The sequence below is a fragment of the Aquabacterium sp. genome (assembly GCF_048860245.1).
Taxonomy (GTDB): domain Bacteria; phylum Pseudomonadota; class Gammaproteobacteria; order Burkholderiales; family Burkholderiaceae_C; genus Aquabacterium.
Window position 1 is genome coordinate 1 of sequence record NZ_JBLIZW010000061.1, and the last position, 21,730, is coordinate 21,730.

At 62.2% G+C, this 21,730-nt stretch carries 21 protein-coding genes and 1 riboswitch; of the genes, 9 read left to right on the forward strand and 12 right to left on the reverse strand.

The genetic code is table 11. From position 1 onward, the window contains the following. From aspS to clsB, 4 genes are all read left to right on the forward strand, one after another. Positions 1-1,760: aspartate--tRNA ligase (aspS, locus tag ACMV18_RS06785; RefSeq protein WP_420817218.1), on the forward strand; the 1,760-nt coding region annotated here is incomplete at its 5' end. A gap of 122 nt (positions 1,761-1,882) precedes the next feature. Next, on the forward strand, positions 1,883-2,365 hold the full coding sequence (nudB, locus tag ACMV18_RS06790; protein ID WP_420817219.1) for a dihydroneopterin triphosphate diphosphatase: 483 nt from the start codon (positions 1,883-1,885) through the stop codon (positions 2,363-2,365). A gap of 34 nt (positions 2,366-2,399) precedes the next feature. Further along, complete coding sequence (locus tag ACMV18_RS06795; RefSeq protein WP_420817235.1) at positions 2,400-3,215, forward strand: endonuclease/exonuclease/phosphatase family protein; 816 nt, start codon at positions 2,400-2,402, stop codon at positions 3,213-3,215. Positions 3,216-3,228: 13 nt separating this feature from the next. Beyond that, positions 3,229-4,563, forward strand: coding sequence for a cardiolipin synthase ClsB (gene clsB, locus ACMV18_RS06800; RefSeq protein ID WP_420817220.1), 1,335 nt, complete (start codon positions 3,229-3,231; stop codon positions 4,561-4,563). Here the strand turns inward: clsB and ACMV18_RS06805 are convergent. Genes ACMV18_RS06805 through ACMV18_RS06845 form a run of 9 tightly spaced genes read right to left on the reverse strand, consistent with a single transcriptional unit; the run spans position 4,527 to position 12,883 of the window. Next, positions 4,527-5,141, reverse strand: a complete 615-nt coding sequence (locus ACMV18_RS06805) for a histidine phosphatase family protein (protein WP_420817221.1) — start codon at positions 5,139-5,141, stop codon at positions 4,527-4,529. The two genes, clsB and ACMV18_RS06805, sit on opposite strands and share 37 nt — an antisense overlap. Before the next feature lie 11 nt (positions 5,142-5,152). After that, on the reverse strand, positions 5,153-6,022 hold the full coding sequence (locus ACMV18_RS06810; protein WP_420817222.1) for an adenosylcobinamide-GDP ribazoletransferase: 870 nt from the start codon (positions 6,020-6,022) through the stop codon (positions 5,153-5,155). A gap of 2 nt (positions 6,023-6,024) precedes the next feature. Continuing rightward, positions 6,025-7,089, reverse strand: a complete 1,065-nt coding sequence (cobT, locus tag ACMV18_RS06815; protein ID WP_420817223.1) for a nicotinate-nucleotide--dimethylbenzimidazole phosphoribosyltransferase — start codon at positions 7,087-7,089, stop codon at positions 6,025-6,027. Between the two features lie 10 nt (positions 7,090-7,099). Beyond that, positions 7,100-7,669 carry a cob(I)yrinic acid a,c-diamide adenosyltransferase gene (gene cobO, locus ACMV18_RS06820; RefSeq protein ID WP_420817224.1) on the reverse strand — a complete coding sequence of 190 codons (570 nt, stop codon included), beginning with the start codon at positions 7,667-7,669 and terminating at the stop codon, positions 7,100-7,102. Positions 7,670-7,689: 20 nt separating this feature from the next. Continuing rightward, complete coding sequence (locus tag ACMV18_RS06825; RefSeq protein ID WP_420817225.1) at positions 7,690-8,463, reverse strand: ABC transporter ATP-binding protein; 774 nt, start codon at positions 8,461-8,463, stop codon at positions 7,690-7,692. Beyond that, positions 8,460-9,488, reverse strand: coding sequence for a FecCD family ABC transporter permease (locus tag ACMV18_RS06830; RefSeq protein ID WP_420817226.1), 1,029 nt, complete (start codon positions 9,486-9,488; stop codon positions 8,460-8,462). The genes ACMV18_RS06825 and ACMV18_RS06830 overlap by 4 nt, the downstream gene beginning before the upstream one ends. After that, positions 9,458-10,285 carry an ABC transporter substrate-binding protein gene (locus tag ACMV18_RS06835; RefSeq protein WP_420817227.1) on the reverse strand — a complete coding sequence of 276 codons (828 nt, stop codon included), beginning with the start codon at positions 10,283-10,285 and terminating at the stop codon, positions 9,458-9,460. Before ACMV18_RS06835 ends, ACMV18_RS06830 begins: the two co-directional genes overlap by 31 nt. A gap of 41 nt (positions 10,286-10,326) precedes the next feature. Then, positions 10,327-10,896, reverse strand: a complete 570-nt coding sequence (gene cobU, locus ACMV18_RS06840; RefSeq protein ID WP_420817228.1) for a bifunctional adenosylcobinamide kinase/adenosylcobinamide-phosphate guanylyltransferase — start codon at positions 10,894-10,896, stop codon at positions 10,327-10,329. A gap of 1 nt (position 10,897) precedes the next feature. Further along, the gene (locus tag ACMV18_RS06845; RefSeq protein ID WP_420817229.1) at positions 10,898-12,883 is read right to left on the reverse strand and encodes a TonB-dependent receptor; all 1,986 of its coding nucleotides are present in this window, start codon (positions 12,881-12,883) and stop codon (positions 10,898-10,900) included. A 74-nt stretch (positions 12,884-12,957) separates the two neighbouring features. After that, positions 12,958-13,208, reverse strand: a riboswitch (cobalamin riboswitch). A gap of 63 nt (positions 13,209-13,271) precedes the next feature. Between ACMV18_RS06845 and zapB the strand changes: the two genes are divergently transcribed. Together zapB and ACMV18_RS06855 are read left to right on the forward strand one after the other, a co-directional pair. Beyond that, positions 13,272-13,505, forward strand: coding sequence for a cell division protein ZapB (gene zapB, locus ACMV18_RS06850; RefSeq protein WP_374257293.1), 234 nt, complete (start codon positions 13,272-13,274; stop codon positions 13,503-13,505). 5 nt (positions 13,506-13,510) lie between these two features. Continuing rightward, positions 13,511-13,843, forward strand: coding sequence for a cell division protein ZapA (locus ACMV18_RS06855; RefSeq protein ID WP_420817230.1), 333 nt, complete (start codon positions 13,511-13,513; stop codon positions 13,841-13,843). A gap of 328 nt (positions 13,844-14,171) precedes the next feature. Here the strand turns inward: ACMV18_RS06855 and ACMV18_RS06860 are convergent, their stop codons facing one another. Next, a complete protein-coding gene (locus tag ACMV18_RS06860; protein ID WP_374257291.1) occupies positions 14,172-15,164 on the reverse strand; it encodes a GGDEF domain-containing protein in 993 nt (330 codons plus the stop codon). Positions 15,165-15,424: 260 nt separating this feature from the next. On the opposite strand from ACMV18_RS06860, the gene ACMV18_RS06865 reads away from it, so the two are divergent. Further along, positions 15,425-16,300: an NAD(P)-dependent oxidoreductase gene (locus tag ACMV18_RS06865; RefSeq protein WP_420817236.1), complete on the forward strand. Its 876-nt coding sequence runs from the start codon at positions 15,425-15,427 to the stop codon at positions 16,298-16,300. Here ACMV18_RS06865 and ACMV18_RS06870 read toward each other — a convergent pair. Together ACMV18_RS06870 and ACMV18_RS06875 are read right to left on the reverse strand one after the other, a co-directional pair. Next, positions 16,277-16,933, reverse strand: a complete 657-nt coding sequence (locus ACMV18_RS06870; protein WP_420817231.1) for a response regulator transcription factor — start codon at positions 16,931-16,933, stop codon at positions 16,277-16,279. The two genes, ACMV18_RS06865 and ACMV18_RS06870, sit on opposite strands and share 24 nt — an antisense overlap. Next, positions 16,930-18,861 carry a two-component system sensor histidine kinase NtrB gene (locus ACMV18_RS06875; protein ID WP_420817232.1) on the reverse strand — a complete coding sequence of 644 codons (1,932 nt, stop codon included), beginning with the start codon at positions 18,859-18,861 and terminating at the stop codon, positions 16,930-16,932. Before ACMV18_RS06875 ends, ACMV18_RS06870 begins: the two co-directional genes overlap by 4 nt. A gap of 32 nt (positions 18,862-18,893) precedes the next feature. Here ACMV18_RS06875 and ACMV18_RS06880 point away from each other — a divergent pair, with 32 nt between their 5' ends. Next, positions 18,894-19,916: a DctP family TRAP transporter solute-binding subunit gene (locus ACMV18_RS06880; RefSeq protein WP_420817233.1), complete on the forward strand. Its 1,023-nt coding sequence runs from the start codon at positions 18,894-18,896 to the stop codon at positions 19,914-19,916. Between the two features lie 159 nt (positions 19,917-20,075). After that, on the forward strand, positions 20,076-21,422 hold the full coding sequence (locus ACMV18_RS06885; protein ID WP_420817234.1) for a dicarboxylate/amino acid:cation symporter: 1,347 nt from the start codon (positions 20,076-20,078) through the stop codon (positions 21,420-21,422). Positions 21,423-21,730: the final 308 nt, after the last annotated feature.

The following is a 21,730-nucleotide window of genomic DNA, read 5'->3' on the forward strand; positions in this document are numbered from 1 at the left end:
GCCAGACCGTGACGCTGATGGGCTGGGCCCACCGTCGCCGCGACCACGGCGGCGTGATCTTCATCGACCTGCGTGACCGCGAAGGTCTGGTGCAGGTGGTGTTCGACCCCGATCGTGCCGACTCTTTCAAGATTGCTGAAGACGTCCGCAACGAGTTCTGCCTGAAGGTGACCGGCGTTGTGCGCGCCCGCCCTGCCGGCACGGAAAACAACGGCCTGACCAGCGGCAAGATCGAAGTGCTGGGCCACACCCTGGAAGTGCTGAACGCCTCGGTGACGCCACCGTTCCAGATCGATGACGAGAACCTGTCGGAAACGACCCGTCTGACCCACCGCGTGCTGGACCTGCGCCGCCCTTACATGCAGCGCAACCTGATGCTGCGTTACCGCGTGGCCATGGAAGCCCGCAAGTTCCTGGACGAACACGGCTTCATCGACATCGAAACCCCGATGTTGACCAAGTCGACCCCGGAAGGCGCTCGCGACTATCTGGTGCCTTCGCGCGTGCACGACGGTCAGTTCTTCGCCCTGCCCCAATCGCCTCAGCTGTTCAAGCAGTTGCTGATGGTGGCCGGCTACGACCGTTACTACCAGATCACCAAGTGCTTCCGCGACGAAGACCTGCGTGCTGACCGTCAGCCCGAATTCACCCAGATCGATATTGAAACGAGCTTCCTGACCGAGCAGGAAATCCGTGACATGTTCGAAGGCATGATCCGCCACGTCTTCAAGAAGGCGCTGGACGTGGATCTGGGCGACTACCCGGTCATGAAGTACGCCGACGCCATGCACCTGTACGGTTCGGACAAGCCTGACCTGCGTGTCAAGCTGCAGTTCACCGAACTGACCGACGTGATGGCCGATGTGGACTTCAAGGTCTTCTCGACGCCAGCCACCACCAAGGGTGGTCGCGTGGTCGCGCTGTGCGTGCCCGGCGGCGCTGAAATGTCACGCGGCGAAATCGACGCGTACACCGAGTTCGTGAAGATCTACGGTGCCAAGGGCCTGGCTTGGATCAAGGTCAACGAAGTGGCCAAGGGCCGTGAAGGCCTGCAGTCGCCCATCGTGAAGAACCTGCACGATGCCGCCATCGCAGAAATCCTGAAGCGCACCGGCGCCAAGGACGGCGATCTGATTTTCTTCGGTGCTGACAAGGCCAAGGTCGTCAACGACGCCATCGGCGCGCTGCGCCTGAAGGTCGGACACTCTGACTTCGGCAAGAAGGCCGGTCTGTTCGAAGACCGCTGGGCGCCACTGTGGGTGGTGGACTTCCCGATGTTCGAGCACGACGACGAGGAAGACCGCTGGAACGCCGTGCACCACCCCTTCACCGCGCCGAAGGATGGTCACGAGGACTACATGGACACCGACCCTGGCAAGTGCATTGCCAAGGCCTACGACATGGTGCTGAACGGCTGGGAACTGGGTGGCGGCTCGATCCGTATCCACCGCGCCGAAGTCCAGTCCAAGGTGTTCAAGGCCCTGAACATCACGGAAGAAGATGCCAAGGTCAAGTTCGGCTTCCTGCTGGATGCGCTGCAATACGGCGCGCCTCCTCACGGTGGTCTGGCCTTCGGTCTGGACCGTCTGGTGACCCTGATGACCAAGGCCGAGTCCATCCGCGACGTGATCGCCTTCCCCAAGACGCAACGTGCCCAGTGTCTGCTGACCGGCGCACCGTCCAACGTCGACGAGAAGCAACTGCGCGAACTGCACATCCGTTTGCGCAATGCCCAGGCTGCGGCCGCTGCACAAGGCTGATTGAGCCGTTCGCTCAACCTGCAAAAGCCACCTTCGGGTGGCTTTTTTCATGGTGCGCACAGTGGCGCCTGAATGCGACACCCGCCCAAGGACGCATCGCGGCTCGTGCCACACTTGGCATCATGAGCGAGACGCCCATTCACAAGATCCCCCAATCGGTCCTGGTGGTGATCTACACGCCCCAGCTCAATGTGCTGTTGATCGAGCGCGCCAAGCAACCTGGCTTTTGGCAAAGCGTGACCGGCTCCAAGGACACGCCAGACGAAGACTGGCGCGATACGGCCATTCGCGAGGTGGCCGAGGAAACCGGCATTCAGGTGGGATCAGATGCGGTGCCGACAGAAGCCCTGAGCGACTGGGCGCTGGAAAACATCTACGAGATCTACCCCGTCTGGCGATACCGCTATGCGCCCGGCGTCACGCACAACGTCGAGCGTGTGTTTGGCCTGTGCGTGCCCGACGGCACGCCCATCACCCTGGCTCCGGCAGAGCACACGCAGTACCTCTGGTGCCACTGGCAAGCTGCGGCGGATCAGTGTTTTTCGCCATCGAACGCGGAAGCCATCCTGCAACTTCCCCGACGTCTGAGCGCAGGCCGCGCCTGATATCCTCTGCCAAGCTATCGGAGTCGTCACTGTGCTGAACCCGCTGAACTCGTCGCTGCTGACACCCTCGGGGCAGGACCCTCAGGTGTTGCGCATTGCCACGTACAACATCCACAAGGGCGTGCGAGGCATGGGCCCCACCAAGCGGCTGGAAATCCACAACCTCAGCCTGGCTGTCGAAGCCCTGGACGCCGACATCGTGTGCCTGCAAGAGGTGCGCAGCTTCAACCACGCCGAGGCGCGGCACTTTTCGCAAACCGATTTCGGCCCGCTGGCCTGGCCAAGCGCACCGCAGGCTGACTACCTCGCCCCCAACGGCTACGAGGTGGCATACCGCACCAACGCGGTCACACGGCATGGCGAGCATGGCAATGCCTTGCTGGCACGATGGCCATTGGGAGACATCGGTCACCACGATGTGTCCGATCACCGCTTTGAGCAACGCGGCCTGCTGCATGTCCCGGTGCAATGGCGTGGCACAGAAATCCACGTGGTCGTCGTGCACTTCGGTCTGATCCATGCCAGCCGGGTTCGCCAGGCCGAGCGTTTGGCTGAAGTCGTGCAGTCGCAAATTCCGGCCAATGCGCCCGTGCTGATTGCGGGCGACTTCAATGACTGGAACGAAAAGCTGGATGACATCCTGGCCGGCGCAGGCTTGTCCCGCGCCTTGCAGGCCGACGAGTCAAAGGCCGCGACCTATCCCTCGTTGATTCCGGTGCTGTCTCTGGATCGGGTGTACATGCGCGGATGGCAATGTCGATCCCTGATGGTGCCCAAGGGCACGACTTGGGCCAGACTGTCCGACCACCTTCCCTTGGTGGCGGAGTTGACGCTGGCCTCCCATGGCTGAGCGCTGACCCGGCATGACCGCCCGCCCGGAGTTGCCGCCATCCGAATCGACGGTGTCAGACGAGGCTTTGGCACCCCTGGCTTGGTACGCCCAGCGACGACCCGTGTACACCGGCGGCAATGTGGCCACCCTGCTGCAAGGTGGCCGGGAGCTGTTCCCGGCCCTGCGTGACAGCATTGATCGAGCCAAACGCTCTGTGTGGATGGCGGTGTACATCGTCTCGCCAGAGGGACAAAGCAGCACGGTGCTGCAAGCCTTGATGCGTGCGGCACGCCGGGGCGTCGACGTTCACGTCGTGGTGGATGGTGTGGGCTCGCGTGAGGCCTCACCTCAGTTGTGGCAATCGATGGAGCAGGCCGGCGTGAAGCTCGCCATCTATCGCCCGCTGCATCGTCTTTGGAGCATCCTCGACGCGGGACAGTGGCGCCGCATGCATCTGAAGTTGTGCGTCGTCGATGAGTCTGCGGCCTTCATTGGCGGCATCAACCTGATCGATGACCACTATGACCTGACGCATGGCTGGAGCGACACACCGCGGCTGGACTATGCCGTGGAAGCGCAGGGCCCCGTGGTCACCCCGATGCTTCACACCATCAAGGCGATGTGGACGCGCGCCAAGGTGGGGCGAGACTGGCGCGACGATTGGGTCCACCTCGCCCAAGATCCCAACAAACTGCAGCACCTGCGAGAGATGTGGCAACGTGCGCGACTGCGCTTGACGCCGCATGAGCAAAGCCAGCTCAGTGCCGCAGAGGCCGATGATCGGCCCATGCGCTGCGCCTTTGTGTTGCGAGACAACCTGCGCCAACGCCGCACCATTGAGTTGGCGGCCTTGCAGGCCATCTTGCAGGCAAAGGAGTGCGTCGACATCGTGACGCCGTACTTCTATCCGCGCCGCGCACTCCGGCGTGCGCTCAAGCAAGCGGCCGCACGGGGTGTTCGCGTCCGCTTGCTGTTGCAAGGCAAGCTGGACTACCGCATTGCCGGCATGGCGGCACAGGTGCTGTACGGCGAGCTGCAGAGCCAAGGCATCCGCATCTACGAATATCAACCCGCTTTCCTGCATGCCAAGGTGCTGTGCGTCGACCAGCAGTGGGCCACCATTGGCTCGTCCAACCTGGACCCATTGTCTTTGCTGCTGAACCTGGAAGCGAATCTGATCGTTCAGGATGCGCCTTTTGTGGCGGCGTTGTCTGAGAAGCTGGCCTCGGACTTTGCACTCAGCCGAGAGGTACCGCCCAGCGCGTCGCCCGGATCGGACAACTGGCGCACACGCTGGAAACGCCACTGGGTGGCATTGGTCGCCAAAGCCTACTTGTGGATGGCTGGGGCAACCGGACGGTATTGAATCGGTCCGGTGCTGAGTGCCCAGCACTCGCCATATTGCGCCGGTCTGGGCCATTGACGGGCATCTGTGGGTGCATCCTCCTGTGTCAGCACCCATTGTGCCGCCAGCATCCATCCGCCATGCCCCACCATCAACAGCGGTTGTGCACTCGAAGTCTGGTGCGCACGCAACCATGTCGCCGCACGACTGAACACATCCAGCAAACACTCGCCGCCACCGGGTGAATAGGTGGCAAACCGGGCGCACCACGCGTCCACCTCGGCATGGCTGATCTGTGTCCACGGCAGGCCATCCCAGGCGCCGAAGTTGGCCTCCATGACGGCGGGATGCACATGGTGCTCCCATCCCCATTGGCGCAATTGCCGCCCCACACGCGCACACCGCTGCAAGGGCGATGTGTGGATGACGCGCGGCCATCCGTGTCGTCGAGCCGCCTGACGAATGCGATGCGCCAGACGCTTGACCTTGCGCCGATCAATGGCCAGATCGGTTTGCCCGATGCATCGCCCCTGCGCCGCTTGGGGACAGGGATGCCGCCACACCAGCAGTTGGGGAAGGCCCGCCTCTGACGCCTGCATGCCGACCGCCTTCACGCCACAGGGTGAATCACGGTCAGCCAGGCCAACAGCCCCGCCACTTCAGCAAGCTGCTGCGTCGCCCCGAGGGTGTCGCCCGTGAACCCGCCCAGCCGCTGTTTGAACCAGCGCCAGCACACTGCCCCCACCACCAGCATGGCCAAGGCAGATCGCGTCAGGGCTTGCATCAGGGTCCCAGTGGGCCAGCCGGATTGGTCCAACCAGCACCACATGCCTGCAGCGACCAACACGGTGCAGGCCGAGGCGGTCAACACTTGCGGCCAGGTCGCCTGCAGGCCCAACGGTTTGGCTTTGGCATGAGCCAGGTCTCCGCCATAGGGCAGCAATCGGATCATCCAGACCGCCACAAGCCGCGAGGCGGTGTGCCCCCAGATCACGGCCATCCCTGTCCAGGCCAACAAGACCGTGTGAATGTGGCTGGCTTGGGCATTGTTCAACTCCGACACCTGGGGCGACGCCAGTGAGGTCAGAGTCGCCGCTTTCAGGCCCAGCAAGAGGATCAAACCCAAAGAGCCATACGAGCCGATGCGGGAGTCCTTCATGATCTCCAGCGCACGCTCACGGCTGACAGTGCCCCCCAAGCCATCACAGGTATCTGCCCAGCCGTCTTCGTGAAAGCCCCCCGTGAGCCACACGGTGAACGCCATGCTCAGGATCACCGACACCACAGGCGGCCACCAGTGGCTGGCCAGCGCCAGCATCGCCGCACCAGCCACCCCGACCACTCCGCCCACCAGCGGGAAGTAGCGTTGGCAGGCCTGCAACCATTCAGGCTGGTAACCCACCCACTGGGGGATGGGCACCCGCGTGAAGAACTGCAGGGCAATGAAGAAGAGGCGAACCTCGTGGATCAGAAAGCGCATGGTCACGCGGCGGGTGATGAACCTGCGTCGGCATCCGAGGCACTGACCCCTGCGGATTCGAAGCTGGCCATGTCACGCATGATGCGGCATGCCGACTCCAGCAGTGGCCAAGCCAAGGCCGCACCCGAGCCTTCGCCCAAACGCAAGTTCAGTTTGAGCAAGGCCTGCACACCCAGATGAGACAGCATGCGCGCGTGCCCGGATTCATCCGATTGATGCGAGAAGACGCAGCGCTGCAGCACCAGCGGCTGCACGCGTGCAGCCACGAGCACGGCACTGGTGGTGATGAAGCCGTCGACCAAGATGACGCGGTTTTCAGAAGCGGCTTGCAACACGGCACCGACCATCTGCGCGATTTCGAATCCCCCCATGGCGGCCAGCACATCCAGCGGCTGCTGGACGCCAGCGTGCAGGGCCTGCACCTGCTTGAGCACCGACAGCTTGCGCGCCAGGCCCTCGTCATCCAGCCCTGTGCCACGGCCCGTGCATTGCTCGATGGGGTCGCCGGTGAGCTGCGACATGAGCAAGGCCGCACTGGACGTATTGCCAATGCCCATTTCACCCAGCAGGATGGCATTGCCCGGCAAGCTGCGAACCACGGCCTGACCATGCGCCAGAGCTTGGTCCAGTTGGTCGGCCGTCATGGCCGCCTGAGTGGAACTGTCTGCGGTGCCTCGCGCCACTTTGCGCAAGTGCAGACCTGGGCGCGGGGCGAAGTCATGGGCCACACCGGCATCGACCACGTTGAGCTCAAGGCCATGCTGGCGAGCCAACACGCTGACGGCGGCCCCACCGGCGAGGAAGTTCTCGACCATTTGCCAGGTGACATCACTGGGGTAGGCCGACACGCCACGCGCAGCCAGTCCGTGGTCCCCGGCAAACACCAGCATTTGGGGCTGTTGCAACTGCGGCTTTTCGGTGCGCTGAATGAGCCCGATCTGATGCGCCACACGTTCGATCTGCCCCAAGGCTCCCAAGGGCTTGGTCTTGTGATCAATGACGTGCTGGAGACGGGAGGACAGCGCGTCATCACGCAAGTCGGCAATCAAGGGCCATTCAAAAGTCATGCTGAGCCCCTCAATCTTCAATGCCACGCTGGGCCGGAATGCCCGCCTCGTAGGCATGCTTGACTTTTCGGACCTCACTCACCGTGTCAGCGATCTCGATGACTTCTGGCGGGCAGTCGCGGCCGGTGATCACCACGTGGACTTCCTTGGGACGATGCTTCAAGGTTTGAACCACTTCGTCCAGCGGCACCCAACCGTAGATCAGGGGATAGGTCAGCTCGTCGAGCACGACCAGAAAATGCTCGCCGCTCGTGATGGCTTGGGCCGCACGCTGCCACCCTTCTCGGGCCAACTGCGCAGAGCGCTCCAGGTCCTTGCTTTTCCAGCTGAAACCATCGCCCAAACCTTCGATGGGCAAGCCGATTTGCTCGAAGGCTCGGTGTTCACCAAAGCGCGCAGAAGGCACCTTCATGAACTGGAAGATGCGAACAGCCTTGCCGCGACCAAACGCCCGCAAGGCCAAACCAAATGCTGCCGTGCTCTTGCCCTTGCCGTCACCGGTATTGACGATCAACAAGCCACGACGCTCAGCATGCTCACGCTGTTGCGGCGCTTCGGTGGGAGGGTTTTGAATATCCATGAGACTCTTCACACATCAAATCAGAATTGGGGCACAACGACCCAACGGCCATCCACGCGGCTCACCGCCACGGCATGGTCAAAAACAGATTCCAGAATGCGATGCACAGCCGGGTCATCGCGCGAGCCCTGAATCAGCACACGCCCTTCTCGCATCACGGCCAACTCATCGGCCTGCAGCGCCAATGGCAACTCGTGCAACACACTGACCACGCTGCGGCCCAACAAGGCTTCGCGACGCAACACTTGCGCCAGCAAACGCTGATGCGGCGCATCGAGATGCGCCACAGGCTCGTCCAACAACAACACAGGTGCCTGCACCGCCAAGGCACGCGCCAGGCTGACACGTTGGCGCTCGCCCCCCGACAGGGCGCCCCAGCTTCGCTCAGCTGCCCAGCTCATGTCAGCATCCTGCAAAGCCAACTCAATGGCTTCACGGTCAACGGTCTGATCCGAGGGCAAGCCCAGCCAGCCTTGGTGAGGCAAGCGTCCCAAGGCCACGGCATCCCGCACGGTCATGTCAGGATCGGCGACCACGTCCTGCCCCATCCAGGACAGCGTTCGGGCGCGTTGTCGACCCGACCAGGCCTGCAAGACCTTGCCTTGCAGCGACACCTGCCCCGAGGCGGGCGCCAGCAGCCCCGCCAGGCAGCGCATCAACGTGGACTTGCCCGCCCCGTTGGGCCCCACCAGGGCCACCCATCGCCCGCGAGGAACCGTCAGTGAGGCTTCGCGCAAGACCACGCGTTCGCCGTAGCTGACCTGCAATCCCATGGCTTGCAAGGCGGGCGTCATGAGCGCCTCCGGTGCAACAACCAAATCAAATACGAACCGCCCAGCACCGCCGTCAGCACACCCACGGGCAGCTCCTGCGGCGCCAACACATAGCGCGACAAGACATCCGCCGTGCCCAGCAGAACTGCGCCCATCAAGGTGGACAAGCCCAACAAGGCCGCATGTCGGCCACGCGCACTGCTGCGCACCAGATGCGGCGCCACCAGTCCGACAAAGGCCACCAGCCCCGCTTGGGCGACGGCGGCACCAGTGCTCAAGGCCAGCACACCGACCAACACCGCCCGTGTGGCCCCCAAGGGGATGCCCAAAGTGCGTGCGGCATCTTCGCCCAGGCTCAGTGCGTCAAGCACACGGGCCAACACCAGGCTGGCGGGCAAGGTGAGCATCAAAACCACCCCCATCACGGCGCACGACTGCCACCCCAACAACGCCGTGTTGCCCAGCATGAACGCCTGCATGGCCCGCCAGGCAGGTGCCGACCACACCATCAGCAGTTGCGTCAGTGCGCCCAGAACCACCCCCACCACGACGCCGCCCAACAGCAAGCGCGTGGTGTGCGCAGCGCCTTTGGCCAACATCAGGCTGAGACTGACACCGACCACAGCGCCAAAGAAAGCTGCGCCCGTCAAACCCATGCGCATGCCGGGCATGTCAGACATGGCATCGGGCCAGCCAAACGACAGCAGCAGGGCCATACCTAACGCCGCACCGGACGAGCTGCCCAGCAGATAGGGTTCGGCCAAGGGATTGCGGAACAGACCTTGTGCCACCGCGCCGCCCAAACCCAGCAACGCGCCCACCAGCATGGCACCTACCGTGCGCGGTGCACGAATGTCCCAAACGATCTGCAGCACACCCGCATCGGTGGCAGGGCCCCATGGCCATTGCCAGCCTGTGCTGCCCATGGACATCCCAGCCAAGCCCACACCGGCCATCGCCAGGCTGAGCAGCCCCCACGCCGTCAGTGCCGACAGGCCACGCCTTGGAGACACCGTCATGCGCCCCCCTTGAATGACGCCAGGCATCGCGCCAGAACCTTGGCAGCAGCCCCCAGGCGAGGCCCGGGACGAGACAACACGTCGTAATCCGCGGGAGGCATGGCGCACACACGCCCGCCCCTGACCGCCTTCATGTTGGACCATCCGGGCCTGCGTGCCAGCGAAGCCGCCTCGCTGGCAGACAACATGATGAGATCGGGCTGCGCACGCACCACAAACTCAGGATTCAATTTAGGGAAAGGCCCCAGACCCGCTCCCACAATGTTGACCGCACCCAACCGGGTCAACAACTGGCCGATGTAGGACGACTCGCCCGCTGCGTACAAAGCGCTGCTGACCTCGAAATACACACGGGTACCTCGCATGCTGGCGGGCACCATGGCTTGTGCGGCACGGATCTCATCGTCCATAGCCTGCCAGTGCTGGTCGGCCAATTGCGGCGATCCGAGCAGGGCGGCAACCTTGCGCAGCATGCGCTGAACTTGAGGCAGATCCTCTGCATCCAGCTCGGCCACGGTCAACCCCAAAGATCGCAAGCGGGTGGCCAAACGATTGGAGGGCGACAGCAGAACCAGATCCGGCTTCTGTGCCACCAACAACTCCAAATTGGCGTCATCCAAGCCACCCAGTTTAGGCAAGGATGCAACCGAAACAGGCCAGTTCGACCAGCGGTCGGTGGCCACCAGCCGCCCACAGGCGCCCAGTACGCAAACCGTTTCAGTCAAAGACGGCAAGAGCGACACGATGCGCTTGGGCGGCGCAGGCAGCATCACCCGGGCGCCACGGTCATCTTCGACCGTGATGCTGGCGTGGGACGTCCCCATGCAGAACAGCCACACGCTCAGGAGGAGGCCAAACCATCGGCTCACAACGCCCCCTCGTGCTCGACGGGTCGGCTCCAGGGCTGCCCGGCCACCATCAGGGTCAGCGTTTCGCAACGCTGCGCCACGGCCTGGTTCAACCACCCGAGCTCGTCCACAAAACCTCGCACCTCTGGGCTGATCGGACTCACGCCCCAGCCCACCTCGTTCGACACGAACACCACCGGTGAGGCCAAGTCGGGCAACGCAGCCAGCAGGGCGGCGCGCTCGCGCAACCAACCCTCACGATCCACGGCCCCGGACATTGGCATCAACCAATTGGTCAACCACAGCGTCAAGCAATCCACAATCAGCAAATGATCGGGGGCTGCCTGCTCGCTGAGCTTCTGCGTCAGATTCAGGGGGCACTCCACGGTGTGGACCCCTTCTGGCCGATCTGACTGGTGACGCGCGATGCGCGCGCGCATCTCGTCGTCACCCGCGATGGCCGTCGCCACCATCGTCACCCGCCGAGGCGCAGGCGCATTCAGCCACTGCCGAGCCAGACGCTCGGCCTGCCGCGACTTGCCACTGCGCTGCCCGCCAACGATGAGATGATGAAACGACAATGCCATGTCAGAACTGACGTGATGCAGTGAACTTCACCGCGCGACCGCTGTACGGGTAAACCACTGCCCAAGATTGACCGCAACTGTACGCATAGTTGTATCCCTGACGGTCTGTAAGGTTGACGCCCGACAGCGCCAAGGTCCACAGCTTGTCAGACCAGGCATAGCGGGCATCCCACAGCAGGGACGACGGCGTCCGCTCGGTGCACAGGTTGGCTTCGTCGCCCCCCCAACGCATGCGAGACAGGTATTGCACGCCCACATCGAGCGTCTGACGATCGTCCACTCGCCAGGCCGCCCGTGCTGTGGCCGTGTGAGGTGCCACCAGCACCATGTCCTTGCCGGCATTCGCCCCTTCGCGATAGCGGGCCGTGAGTTGCTGCCAGGTGGCAGACAGCACCACGTCACGCGTCAGCGACACGCGCCCTTCCAGCTCCAGACCACGTCGACGGGTGGGATCGATGTTGGTGTTGGCGTACAGGATGTTGTCAAACGCGATCTCGTCGTCGGTCTCTTGCACGAAGTAGCGCGCCGTCAGACCATGCCCGTTTTGCGCCCACTTCACGCCCAGCTCACGGTCGTAGTTGCGCTGAGGGCGCAACGCTGCGCTGGCAGGTGTCGAACGGTTTTCGTCAATGTTTGCCAGGCGATATGAAGTGGCCGAACGCACATAGGCATCCAGGCCCTTTTGCAGGGTTTGATTGATGCCCAACTCGCCGGCGTGCAACTTGTCATCGCGGCTGTAGTTCAGGGCGGGCAAGAACCAGCCCGGATCACCTGGATAGGCATCCTTCTTGTTCACCCGCTCTTCGCGCCAGCCCACGCTGACACGCGTTTGCGTGGGCAGGCTGAAGTCGGCATGCGTGAACACTGCCTTGTTGTCCTGACGACCAATCTCGGGGCCGGCTGTACCGGTCTTGTCAAAGTCCCAACCTTGCCAGTCCAGACCCGCCACGGCCTTGATGCCCACGTCGCCATGCTGCTGAGCGTAGGCCACGCGCGGCGAGACCTGACCTTGTTCGCTGTGTGAAAACACGCGGGGCGAACCATACGAGACGTATTGATAGTCCGAGTCGCGCAGACGCTGCCCCACGTCCATCTGAGCCGTCCAGGCACCCTGCTGGTAACTCACGTTACCCAGGTAACGGGTTTCGCGGTTGCTGGCATCGTCTTCCGGGGTATTGGTTTGACGTGGGTTGGCCTTGTATTGCGCCGGGCTCAAAGAGCCAGGCAGACGGGAGTTCTGATCTTCTTGCAACACACGCAAGCCCGCACGCCAGTTACCTTGCTGCCACTGCGCGCCGAGGGATCCCGAATCTTGTTTGTAGCCACTGTTGTCACGGTAACCATCCGTGCGCACACGACGCACCGATGCATCAATGTTCCAGGCACCTTCTCCCCAGGCGCCATCCGCCTGCACTTCATGACCACGATGGGACGCCACCGACGCCGTCAGCTTGGCCGAGCGCTCATTGCGTGCACCGTGCTTGAGGATGATGTTGATGGCGCCTGCCGAAGCGCCCTCACCCCACATCACGCTGGCGCCACCGCGCACGATCTCGATGCGGTCAATCTGTGACAAGGGGATCGAACTCACGCGTGCAGCGTAGTTTTCGTTTTCGCTGATGCGGATACCGTCGATCAGCACCACCACATTGGAGCTGGCTGCTTCGCCGTAGCCACGCAGGTCCAGCGAGGGGTCGCGACCGTTATACAAATCAGATCGAGCCGCCACACCGCCCAATTTGCGGATGGCCTCGTTGGCATCGGACACACCGGCCCGCTGCATTTGCTCCGCCGTGATGATGGTGGCGCCAATGGCCGCGGTCTGCAACAGGTCGTTCATCCGGCTGGCGGTAACCACCACCGGCCCCAAGGCTTCTTCGCTGCTTGCAGCCTGCGCCTGCTGAGTCACAGACAAAGCCAAGCCACACGCCACAGCCAGAGCCGAACGCAACCCAGGTGCCACTCGCACCGTGTTCAAGGAAAACATGATTGGAATCAAGAGACATGTGCCCTGCCTGCGTCCCCGCAGGCCCTGGGCGAAACGCCAAGGCGCGCCATTCAGCGCGCCTGACCCTTGCTGGCCGGTATCCGGGCTGGGCAATTGCAACCTGTGAGACCTTCCCAGGTCCGTCATGAACCCAGTGGCAGAAGAGCACAAGCGGAGTCACAAACACAGGTTCATGACTCGATTGCCGACCGTTGCGGGGGCAGCGCAGATCAGGCTGGCGTCGTTGACGCGACAGTCCCTTCTGCTTCCCGTTTAACTGCACCGAGCGAACCTCGGCGCGAGCACCAACAAGTCGCATTGTAAGGCGCCTACAATGTTTGACTTGTTTTGGGCCGCTCGCGCCCGCACTCCTGGTTGACGCCCCTCAATGTCCAGAATCGACGAACTCACGGACCGCATCGAGCGCCTGCTGGTGCGCCATGAAGAACTGCGCCGCACCAATGCCTTGCTGCAGCAGCAACTCGCTGTGACAGCGCAAGAGCGGGATTCGCTTCGCGCGCGGCTGTCTGCTGCACGTGCGCGCATCGATGCCCTCATCGACAAACTGCCTTCACCGGTCGCTGCGGCTTTGACGGGTGAATCCGAGCAAACGGAAGACTGATACCCATGAAGCAAATTGAAGTGTCCATCATGGGACAAAGTTACCTGCTGGGCTGCCCGGAGGGTGGTGAAGAACGTTTGCGCGAAGCCGTCGCACAAGTCGACCGCGAAATGTGCGCGATCCGTGACAGCGGCAAGCTCAAGGCGCGCGAACGCATCGCGGTGCTGGCTGCCTTGAATCTGGCTTACATCCTGACGGAGCGTCCTGCTGCACCCGCCAGCGCGGCATCCGATACCCGCACTGAAGCTGCCACCGAGGCTCGGCCATCACCGGAATATGTGGACAAGCTGATCGAGCGTCTGGATCAGGCGCTGGACATGGACGGCCACCTCATCTGAGGCCGAGGGCCAAGCGTTGCAAGAAGGTCGCCAGGCGGACTATTTGCACGGACAGCCCCGACAAACAACCGTAGAATGAAAGCGTTCGTCGTGTTCGCGGTTGTTTTAATTTCCTTGAACCGATGCTCTTGGAGCCAGGGCCTGGAACATTGCTCACGGGCGTGATCGTCTCGCGTTAGATGAACCCGAAGTGCAGCTGACCTCGCCCACCTGAATCCCCCTGGGTTCAGGAATGCGGCAACCGGTTCGCGGCGAACACTCTGAATGTCAAAAGCCAGACCTCTTTCGAGCGTCTGGCTTTTTTTATGGCCCGTTGGCGACGGGCAGATCAGGTGGCTGGGACAAACTGGATGCTGGCCAGGACGATGCGGTTACCGCCCTTGTCGCGCGCACTGGACAAGGCGCGATCGGCGCTGCGCATCAACTCTTCCACGCTGCCTGCGGTGTGCGGGAAGCTGGACACGCCCATGCACACGGTGAATGGAATCTGCTGACCATTGAAGGGCACGATGTGCTGTGTGCATGCTCGGCGCAGATGTTCCATGCGCGAGTGCGCGGTGGCCAGCCCCACGCCCGAGAGCAAGACCACAAAACGGTCTCCGCCCAAACGGCACGGGGAGTCCATGGCACGGGTGTTGGCGCGCAGCAAACGCCCCAGCGACTCGACCACACGCTCACAGCCTTCGACGCCATGCAGGCGACGGATCTCATCCATGTTGTCCACCGCAATGGCCACCAAGGCGAACTCACGCTGCTCGCGACTGGAAAGATCGGCCTCACGGCGCAGTTGCTCTTCAAAGTGAGCGCGGTGATACAGGCCTGACACGGTGTCGCGCACCTGGTTGTCCTGCACATCGCGACGCAACGCCTCGTTGGCCTTTTGTTGCTGCTCCAGCTGGGACAGCGCTGTTTGAAGCTGCTGCTCGCGCTGACGGGTCAGCGTCACATCCTGCCAAACCGACAAGAGATGAGGTGTGTTATCAATGGACACGGGTTGGCGCCACACCAGAAGATCTCGGCGCTCGCCGCCAATCTCCAGTTTGTGTTCGGCGCGAACGCCGGAGGGCACGGCCTGCGCCTGCAAGTCAGCAGCGCGAATGGCCATCGACAGATTCACGTCGAACAACTCGCTGTCTTGTGCACCCACCACCGCCTGAGGCTCCACGCCCAGAATGCGCGCAGCGCTGGCGTTGGACACTTCATAACGACCTGTGCCCATGTTCTTGACCAACACACCCAAGCCCAACTGATCCAGCGCTTCCAGAACCGCGAGGTTCAGCGCACCGGCGTTCGGCACAAGGGTTGCAAGAGTTTCGACCATGGCAAAGAAACAATAGTGTTTGGCGCATGTGCGCCGCTAGAGGTGATCTTGGACGAAATCAGGTCTGGTGGGCGCCCTTCAAACGAGGGATCGAAAGCCCGTTTGAAAACAAGATGCGCCATATTTCACACTCTGTGAATGGGAGTGTGCGGCGGGTTTTCGCCCATTGACAGTATACAAATCGACACCTTTTGCCACAGGTCAGGCGTCAATATCCGACAATCGGGCCCTCTCCCCACTCTTGCTCACTTCGGAACATGATGCAGATTGCCCTGCTGGGATGCGGCCTGATGGGCGCACCGATGTCCCGCCGACTGCTGGCAGCCGGCTATCCCTTGACAGTCTGGAACCGGACACGTGCCAAAGCCGAAGCGCTGCAGGCCGATGGTGCCCACGTCGCCGGCACCCCGGCGCAAGCGGTGGCCAACGCAGACATCGTCATCACCATGCTGGAGCATGGCGGCATTGTTCATGACGTGCTGTTTGACACCGCCCTGCCCGGTGCGGCCACGGGACTCAAACCAGGCGCACTCGTGGTGGACATGAGTTCGATTTTGCCCGAGCAAGCACAGGCCCATGCACGCAAGCTGGCTGAGCGAGGTGTGGCGGCCCTGGACGCCCCTGTTTCGGGCGGCACGGTGGGTGCAGAAGCGGGCACACTGGCCATCATGGCGGGCGGCGAAGCGGCCGACTTTGAACGTGCGCGCGCCGTGCTGGACGTGCTGGGGCGCCCTGTCCATGTGGGGCCGGCGGGTTCGGGGCAGCTGACCAAGCTGGCCAACCAGATGATTGTGGGCATCACCATCGGCGCGGTGGCCGAGGCCTTGCTGCTGGCCGAACGTGGCGGCGCGAACCCCGCCAAGGTTCGCGAGGCGCTGCGAGGTGGTTTTGCCGAGAGTCGCATCCTGGAAGTGCATGGTCAACGCATGGTGGACGGCGACTTTGCGAAGCGGGGTTCTCTGGCCATTCAGCTCAAGGACTTGCGCAATGCCATGCACACCTCAGGCGAGCTGGGTTTCGAGGCCCCCATCACGGCCCACCTGACACAGTTGTATGCCGAGGCGGCCGAACACGGCTTCGCCGACCTGGACCAGTCTGCACTGTTCCGCGAACTACAGCGTCGGCAGACCACCTGACGCGTCGCCCATCGCACCGCTGGCGCCAAACCGGCCCATTCGGTGGGCCAACTCGACCGCTGACTGCGCACCCAGCTTTTGGAAAATGTTGGCCCGGTGAAACTCGACCGTGCGAGACGTGATGCCCAACTGATCCGCGATGTTCTTGTTGTAGTGCCCTTGCAGCAAGAGGTCGAGTACCTCGCGCTCGCGGGCACTCAGCGCGGCAAGTGCCTGCTGAAACTGACGTCGCTCCTGCCCATCGGCTTGCATGGCTTGCGCAGCCAGGCAAGCCGCCTCCACCTTGTCGACCAACTGGTTGTTCTGGAAGGGCTTTTCCAGAAAATCCCAAGCTCCTGCTTTGACGGCGCCCACTGCCATGCTGACATCACCGTGCCCCGTCAGGAACAGAATGGGCCACGGCCATCCCAAGGCCTTCAACTGCTCAAAGGTCGCCAGACCAGACAGCGGCTCCATCCGAATGTCCAGAATGACAACGCTGCAAGCCCAGTCTGTTGAACCTGGACGCACGGCCTGCAAGAACGCATCGCCCCCCGTCCAGGTGCGCGCAACCAGCCCGCGCGAATCCAGCAACCAAGCCAGTCCATCGCGGAAATCTGCGTCGTCATCAATGATGTGAACGGTTGTCGTCATGCGTCCAAAGGTAGCCACAGGGTGAATTGTGCCCCGTTGAGTTCGGCGCTGCGCGCAACTTCTACACGACCGTGGTGTGCCTCGATGATGGATCGGCAAATGGACAAGCCCATGCCCATGCCGCCCGCCTTGCGCGTGGCGAAGGCATCGAAGATGGTTCCCAACTGATCGGGCGGCACACCGGGGCCACTGTCTTCCACGCACAGGCCCACCATGCTTGCCTCGATCCGCACCGACACGTGCACCCGAGCGGGCTGCTGCATGCCATGCGCCGCCCACTCCGTGGCATTGAGCACCACGTTGTGCAGCGCATGCTCCAGCAGCAAGGCATCGGCGGGCAAGACACAGTCACGCTCAGGCAGGCTGACATCCAGCACCATGCCGTCGGGCAATGGCACGCCACGGCTGACACGATCGACAAAACTGTTGAGCGCCAGAGGCTGCCGGTTCATTTCCTGACGACGGGCAAACGCGTTGACGCGCTGAATGACTTTGCCCGCTTTCTCGGCGATGCGCTCCATGCGCTCGACCACGGGGATCACGTCTTGCAGGGTGATGCGTTCGGCATGCAGTCGGTTCAGCAAGCCGTTGGCAAAGCTGCTCAATGCACCCAGCGGTTGATTGAGCTCATGGGCCAGTGTCGAGGCCACCTCCCCCACGGCGATCAGTCGGCCAGAGGCCTCGAGCATCTCCTGCTGCCGAGCGGCCAGTCGCTCGACCCGCTTGCGCTCGGTGATGTCCAGTACCGATGACATCCAGCCCACCACCTGCCCATCGGCCATGACCAAGGGGGCACCATGCACCAGCACGTCGATGGGCCGTCCGTCAAAGTGCCGCAGGGTCATCTCGGCCCCAACCTGTTGCTCCAACGGAATGGCCATGCGCTGCTGCAGAACGTGGAATTCATCCCATTCGGCGTCAGGCCAGTATGGCTGCGCACCATCGCTTTGCAACAAGGTGGCGGCATCAATGCCGACCATGGCGCAGAAGGCCTGATTCACGTACAACAGCCGTCCGTTGACGTCCCAAGCGCGCAAGCCCAGGGTGACCGACCGCTCCATCGCCGCACGCAAAGCCATTTGTGTTTGCAACTGCGCCTCCACCTGCTGGCGGCGCGCCATGTCTCGCCAGAGCAGGGACAAGGCCAAGGTCATGCCACCCAAACAGATCAGTGCGACGCCGAAAAAAACCCGAGGGGCATGGGTACGGTCATCCACCAAGGGCTCGACCTGCAGGGCGAGTTGCGCACCGGGTAATTGCACATGCGCCAAGAAGGACACACTGCCTTTCACCGGTGTTGACACGGCTTCCGAGTTCACCACCGACACGCGATGCTTGTCGAGGTACCAGGCGGGCACCACCACGTTCAGGGCTTCGTCCAGGTCAATCACGGCCAGTTGTGTGCCCATGTGCACACCACGCTCGATCAACGGCACAGCCACCCACAAGAAGTGCCCTTGCTCTTTGGCGTCAGTCAAGGGGCCTGCAAACGCAGCACGCTGCAAGCCCTTCGCCGTGTCCAGCATGACGTGAATGGCGGTAGGCCATGTCTGGTTGTCCAAGGGTTGATCGACTGCGACCCATTCTTTCTTGCGCACCACGCCGGGCGCACGCCAAAGCTCCCCCAGTCGGAGGTCCGGCGCACTGGCATGTGCGCCGCGCACGGCGGGCATGGCCTGCACCTGCAGATCGCGCTCCAGCCGGCGGAAGTGAAAACGCATGCTCTGGTCCAGCCACTGCGCGTCGGCCACGCGCTGCCGCTCATCGTCTTCACGCTCCACCGAGGACAGGAACAAGGCCAGCACCACAATCGAGAACGCCGCCAACAACAGCATGCCCACCAACCACACCATGGCACGGCGACTCAGCGCAGACGACTGACGCGTCTGCAGCTCAGGCAGATTGAAATCAAGGGGCTTCGCAAGCATGATGTGAGCGCTTTTTCTCTAGCATAGCGGACATGCCTTTTCTCTCCTTGATGCGCCATGCCCAACGCCACGCGACGGTGCTGGTCGTGCTGCTGCTTGTGATGCATGCGATGGGAAGCGTGTACGCTGCGAGCCCGCTGCGCATCCGGTTTTCGCACGTGGTCACGCCCGACACCCCGAAAGGTCGCATGGCGGAGCGATTTCGCAATTTGGTCGCGCAGCGCAGTCAGGGCCGCATTGCCGTAGAGGTGTTCCCGAACTCGTCCCTCTATGGCGACGAAGATGAATTCGAAGCCCTGCGCTTGGGTGCCGTGGAAATGCTGGCGCCCTCTTTGTCCAAGTTTGGCGCCACAGGCGTGACGGCTTTCGAGGTATTCGACCTGCCTTTCCTGTTTCCCGACCTGGCATCGGTGCATTGCGTGACCCATGGTCCGATTGGCACCCGTCTTTTGAAACAACTGGCCCGCCAGCAGATGGTGGGACTGGGTTTCACCGATGCAGGGTTCAAGCACATGAGCGGTCGCCGTGCGCTGCAGTCCCCCGTCGATTACCGCGGTCTGCGTCTTCGGATTCAGGCATCCAATGTGCTGGCAGATCAGATGCGGGCACTGGGGGCACAACCGGTGGTGCTACCGTTCGGCGAAACACAGCGGGCACTGGCATACCGCGTGGTGGATGGGACGGAAAACCCCATCACCAACTTCGTCTCGCAAGGTTTGGCCAGCGTTCAACCTGCGGTCACCCTGACCCAGCATGGCTACCTGGGCTATGCCATCGTGGCCAATCCCATGTTCTGGGACAGCTTGTCGGCTGAGGACCGCGACTTGATCCAACAAGCGCTCGATGATGCTCTTGCCGCCAGTGACGCCCAGGCGGCCGCGCTGGAACTGCAAGCTCAGCGTGAATTGGCTCACAAGCAAGGCGTGACAATTTACCGAATCTCGGCCTCTCAGCGTGCGGCTTTACGACAAGCGACACAACCCGCCTATGACGGCTTCATCCGCCGCGGCGGCGAGGCGCTGGTGGCAGAAATTACCCGAGAGTGCCTTCACTGATGCCCCTGAGGGCAAACCCTCCCTGTTGAACGCCACAGTTGGCGGACCCGGCCCCGATGCGTATCTTTCGCGTCGTTCTTGTTCCGATTAACGGACACAGGATGCGTCGGGGCGCGGTCAGCATGCTCGCCCCTCCCTCCACCTAACCGAGGCCGAGCCATGTCCCAGACACCAGCCCGCCAGCCGCTCTACAAGTCGCTTTACATTCAGGTCCTGATTGCCGTGTCCATCGGCATCCTGCTGGGCCACTTTTATCCTGAAACAGGCGCCAGCCTGAAACCTCTGGGTGAAGGCTTCATCAAGCTGATCAAGATGATCATTGCCCCGATCATCTTCTGCACCGTCGTGGTCGGCATTGCCGGCATGGAAGACATGAAGAAGGTTGGCAAGACCGGTGGTCTGGCCCTGCTCTACTTTGAAATCGTGTCGACCCTGGCCCTGATCATCGGTTTGGTGGTGGTCAACGTTTTGCAGCCCGGCGCCAACATGCACGTGGATGCATCGACGCTGGACACCAAGGGCATTGCCAACTACACCGCCCCCGGCAAGATGCAAGGCACGGTGGAGTTTTTGCTCAACGTGATTCCTACGTCCGTGGTGGACGCCTTTGCCAAGGGCGAGATCCTGCAAGTGCTGCTGTTCTCGGTGCTGTTTGGCTTTGCCCTGCACAAGTTTGGTGGCCGCGGCACCATGGTGTTTGACTTCATCGAGAAGTTCTCGCACGTGCTGTTTGACGTGGTCGGCATCATCATGAAGGCTGCCCCTGTTGGTGCCTTTGGTGCCATGGCCTTCACCATCGGCAAGTACGGCGTGGCATCGCTGTTCTCGCTGGGCAAACTGATGGGTGCGTTCTACCTGACCTGCTTGCTTTTCGTCTTCGTGGTGCTGGGCATCATTAGCCGACTGAACGGCTTCAGCATCTTCAAGTTTGTCCGCTACATCAAGGAAGAACTGCTGATCGTGCTGGGCACCTCGTCGTCTGAATCGGTGCTGCCCCGCATGATGGAAAAAATGGAAAACCTGGGCGCCCGCAAGTCGGTGGTCGGTCTGGTGATCCCTACGGGCTACTCGTTCAACTTGGACGGCACCTCGATTTACCTGACCATGGCCGCCGTATTTGTGGCGCAGGCAACTGACACGCCCATGACCTTGGCACAGCAGTTGACACTGTTGGCCGTGTTGCTGCTGACCTCGAAGGGCGCAGCGGGCGTGACCGGCTCGGGCTTCATTGTGCTGGCTGCCACTTTGTCGGCAGTGGGCCATGTGCCTGTGGCGGGCCTGGCGCTGATTTTGGGCATTGACCGCTTCATGTCTGAAGCCCGCGCACTGACCAATCTGGTGGGCAACGGCGTGGCCACCCTGGTGGTGGCGCGCATGACCGGCGCCCTTGATATGAACCGTTTGCAGCAAGGGCTGGACCACCCGACGCTGACCGAAGCGCAAGACCCAGAAGCGATTCTGGACAAACAGGTGACGCATATGGCCGTGACGCCTCAAAAGGGCTGATCGACAACCTAGCGAAACAGAGCCGCCCAATCGGGCGGCTTTTTTGTTTGCGGGTACGGCTGGCGATATGTAACGAGTGTCGGGGTTGGGCTTGAGTGTTAATGGGAAAACCGGACGCGGCGTTACACAAAAAGTTGTTGCTGCACGCCCACTTAGGTGATTCCGGGCACCCGAGTTCGACACCAAAATGCCGATTTCGCGTTTTTGGTGAAGCCGCTTCCATGTGAATCAACGACTTATGCACATTTTTGCGGAAGTTTTGTAGTGGCAACTGCATGAATGCTTTGTAGTGGCGCAATTGGGGTGTT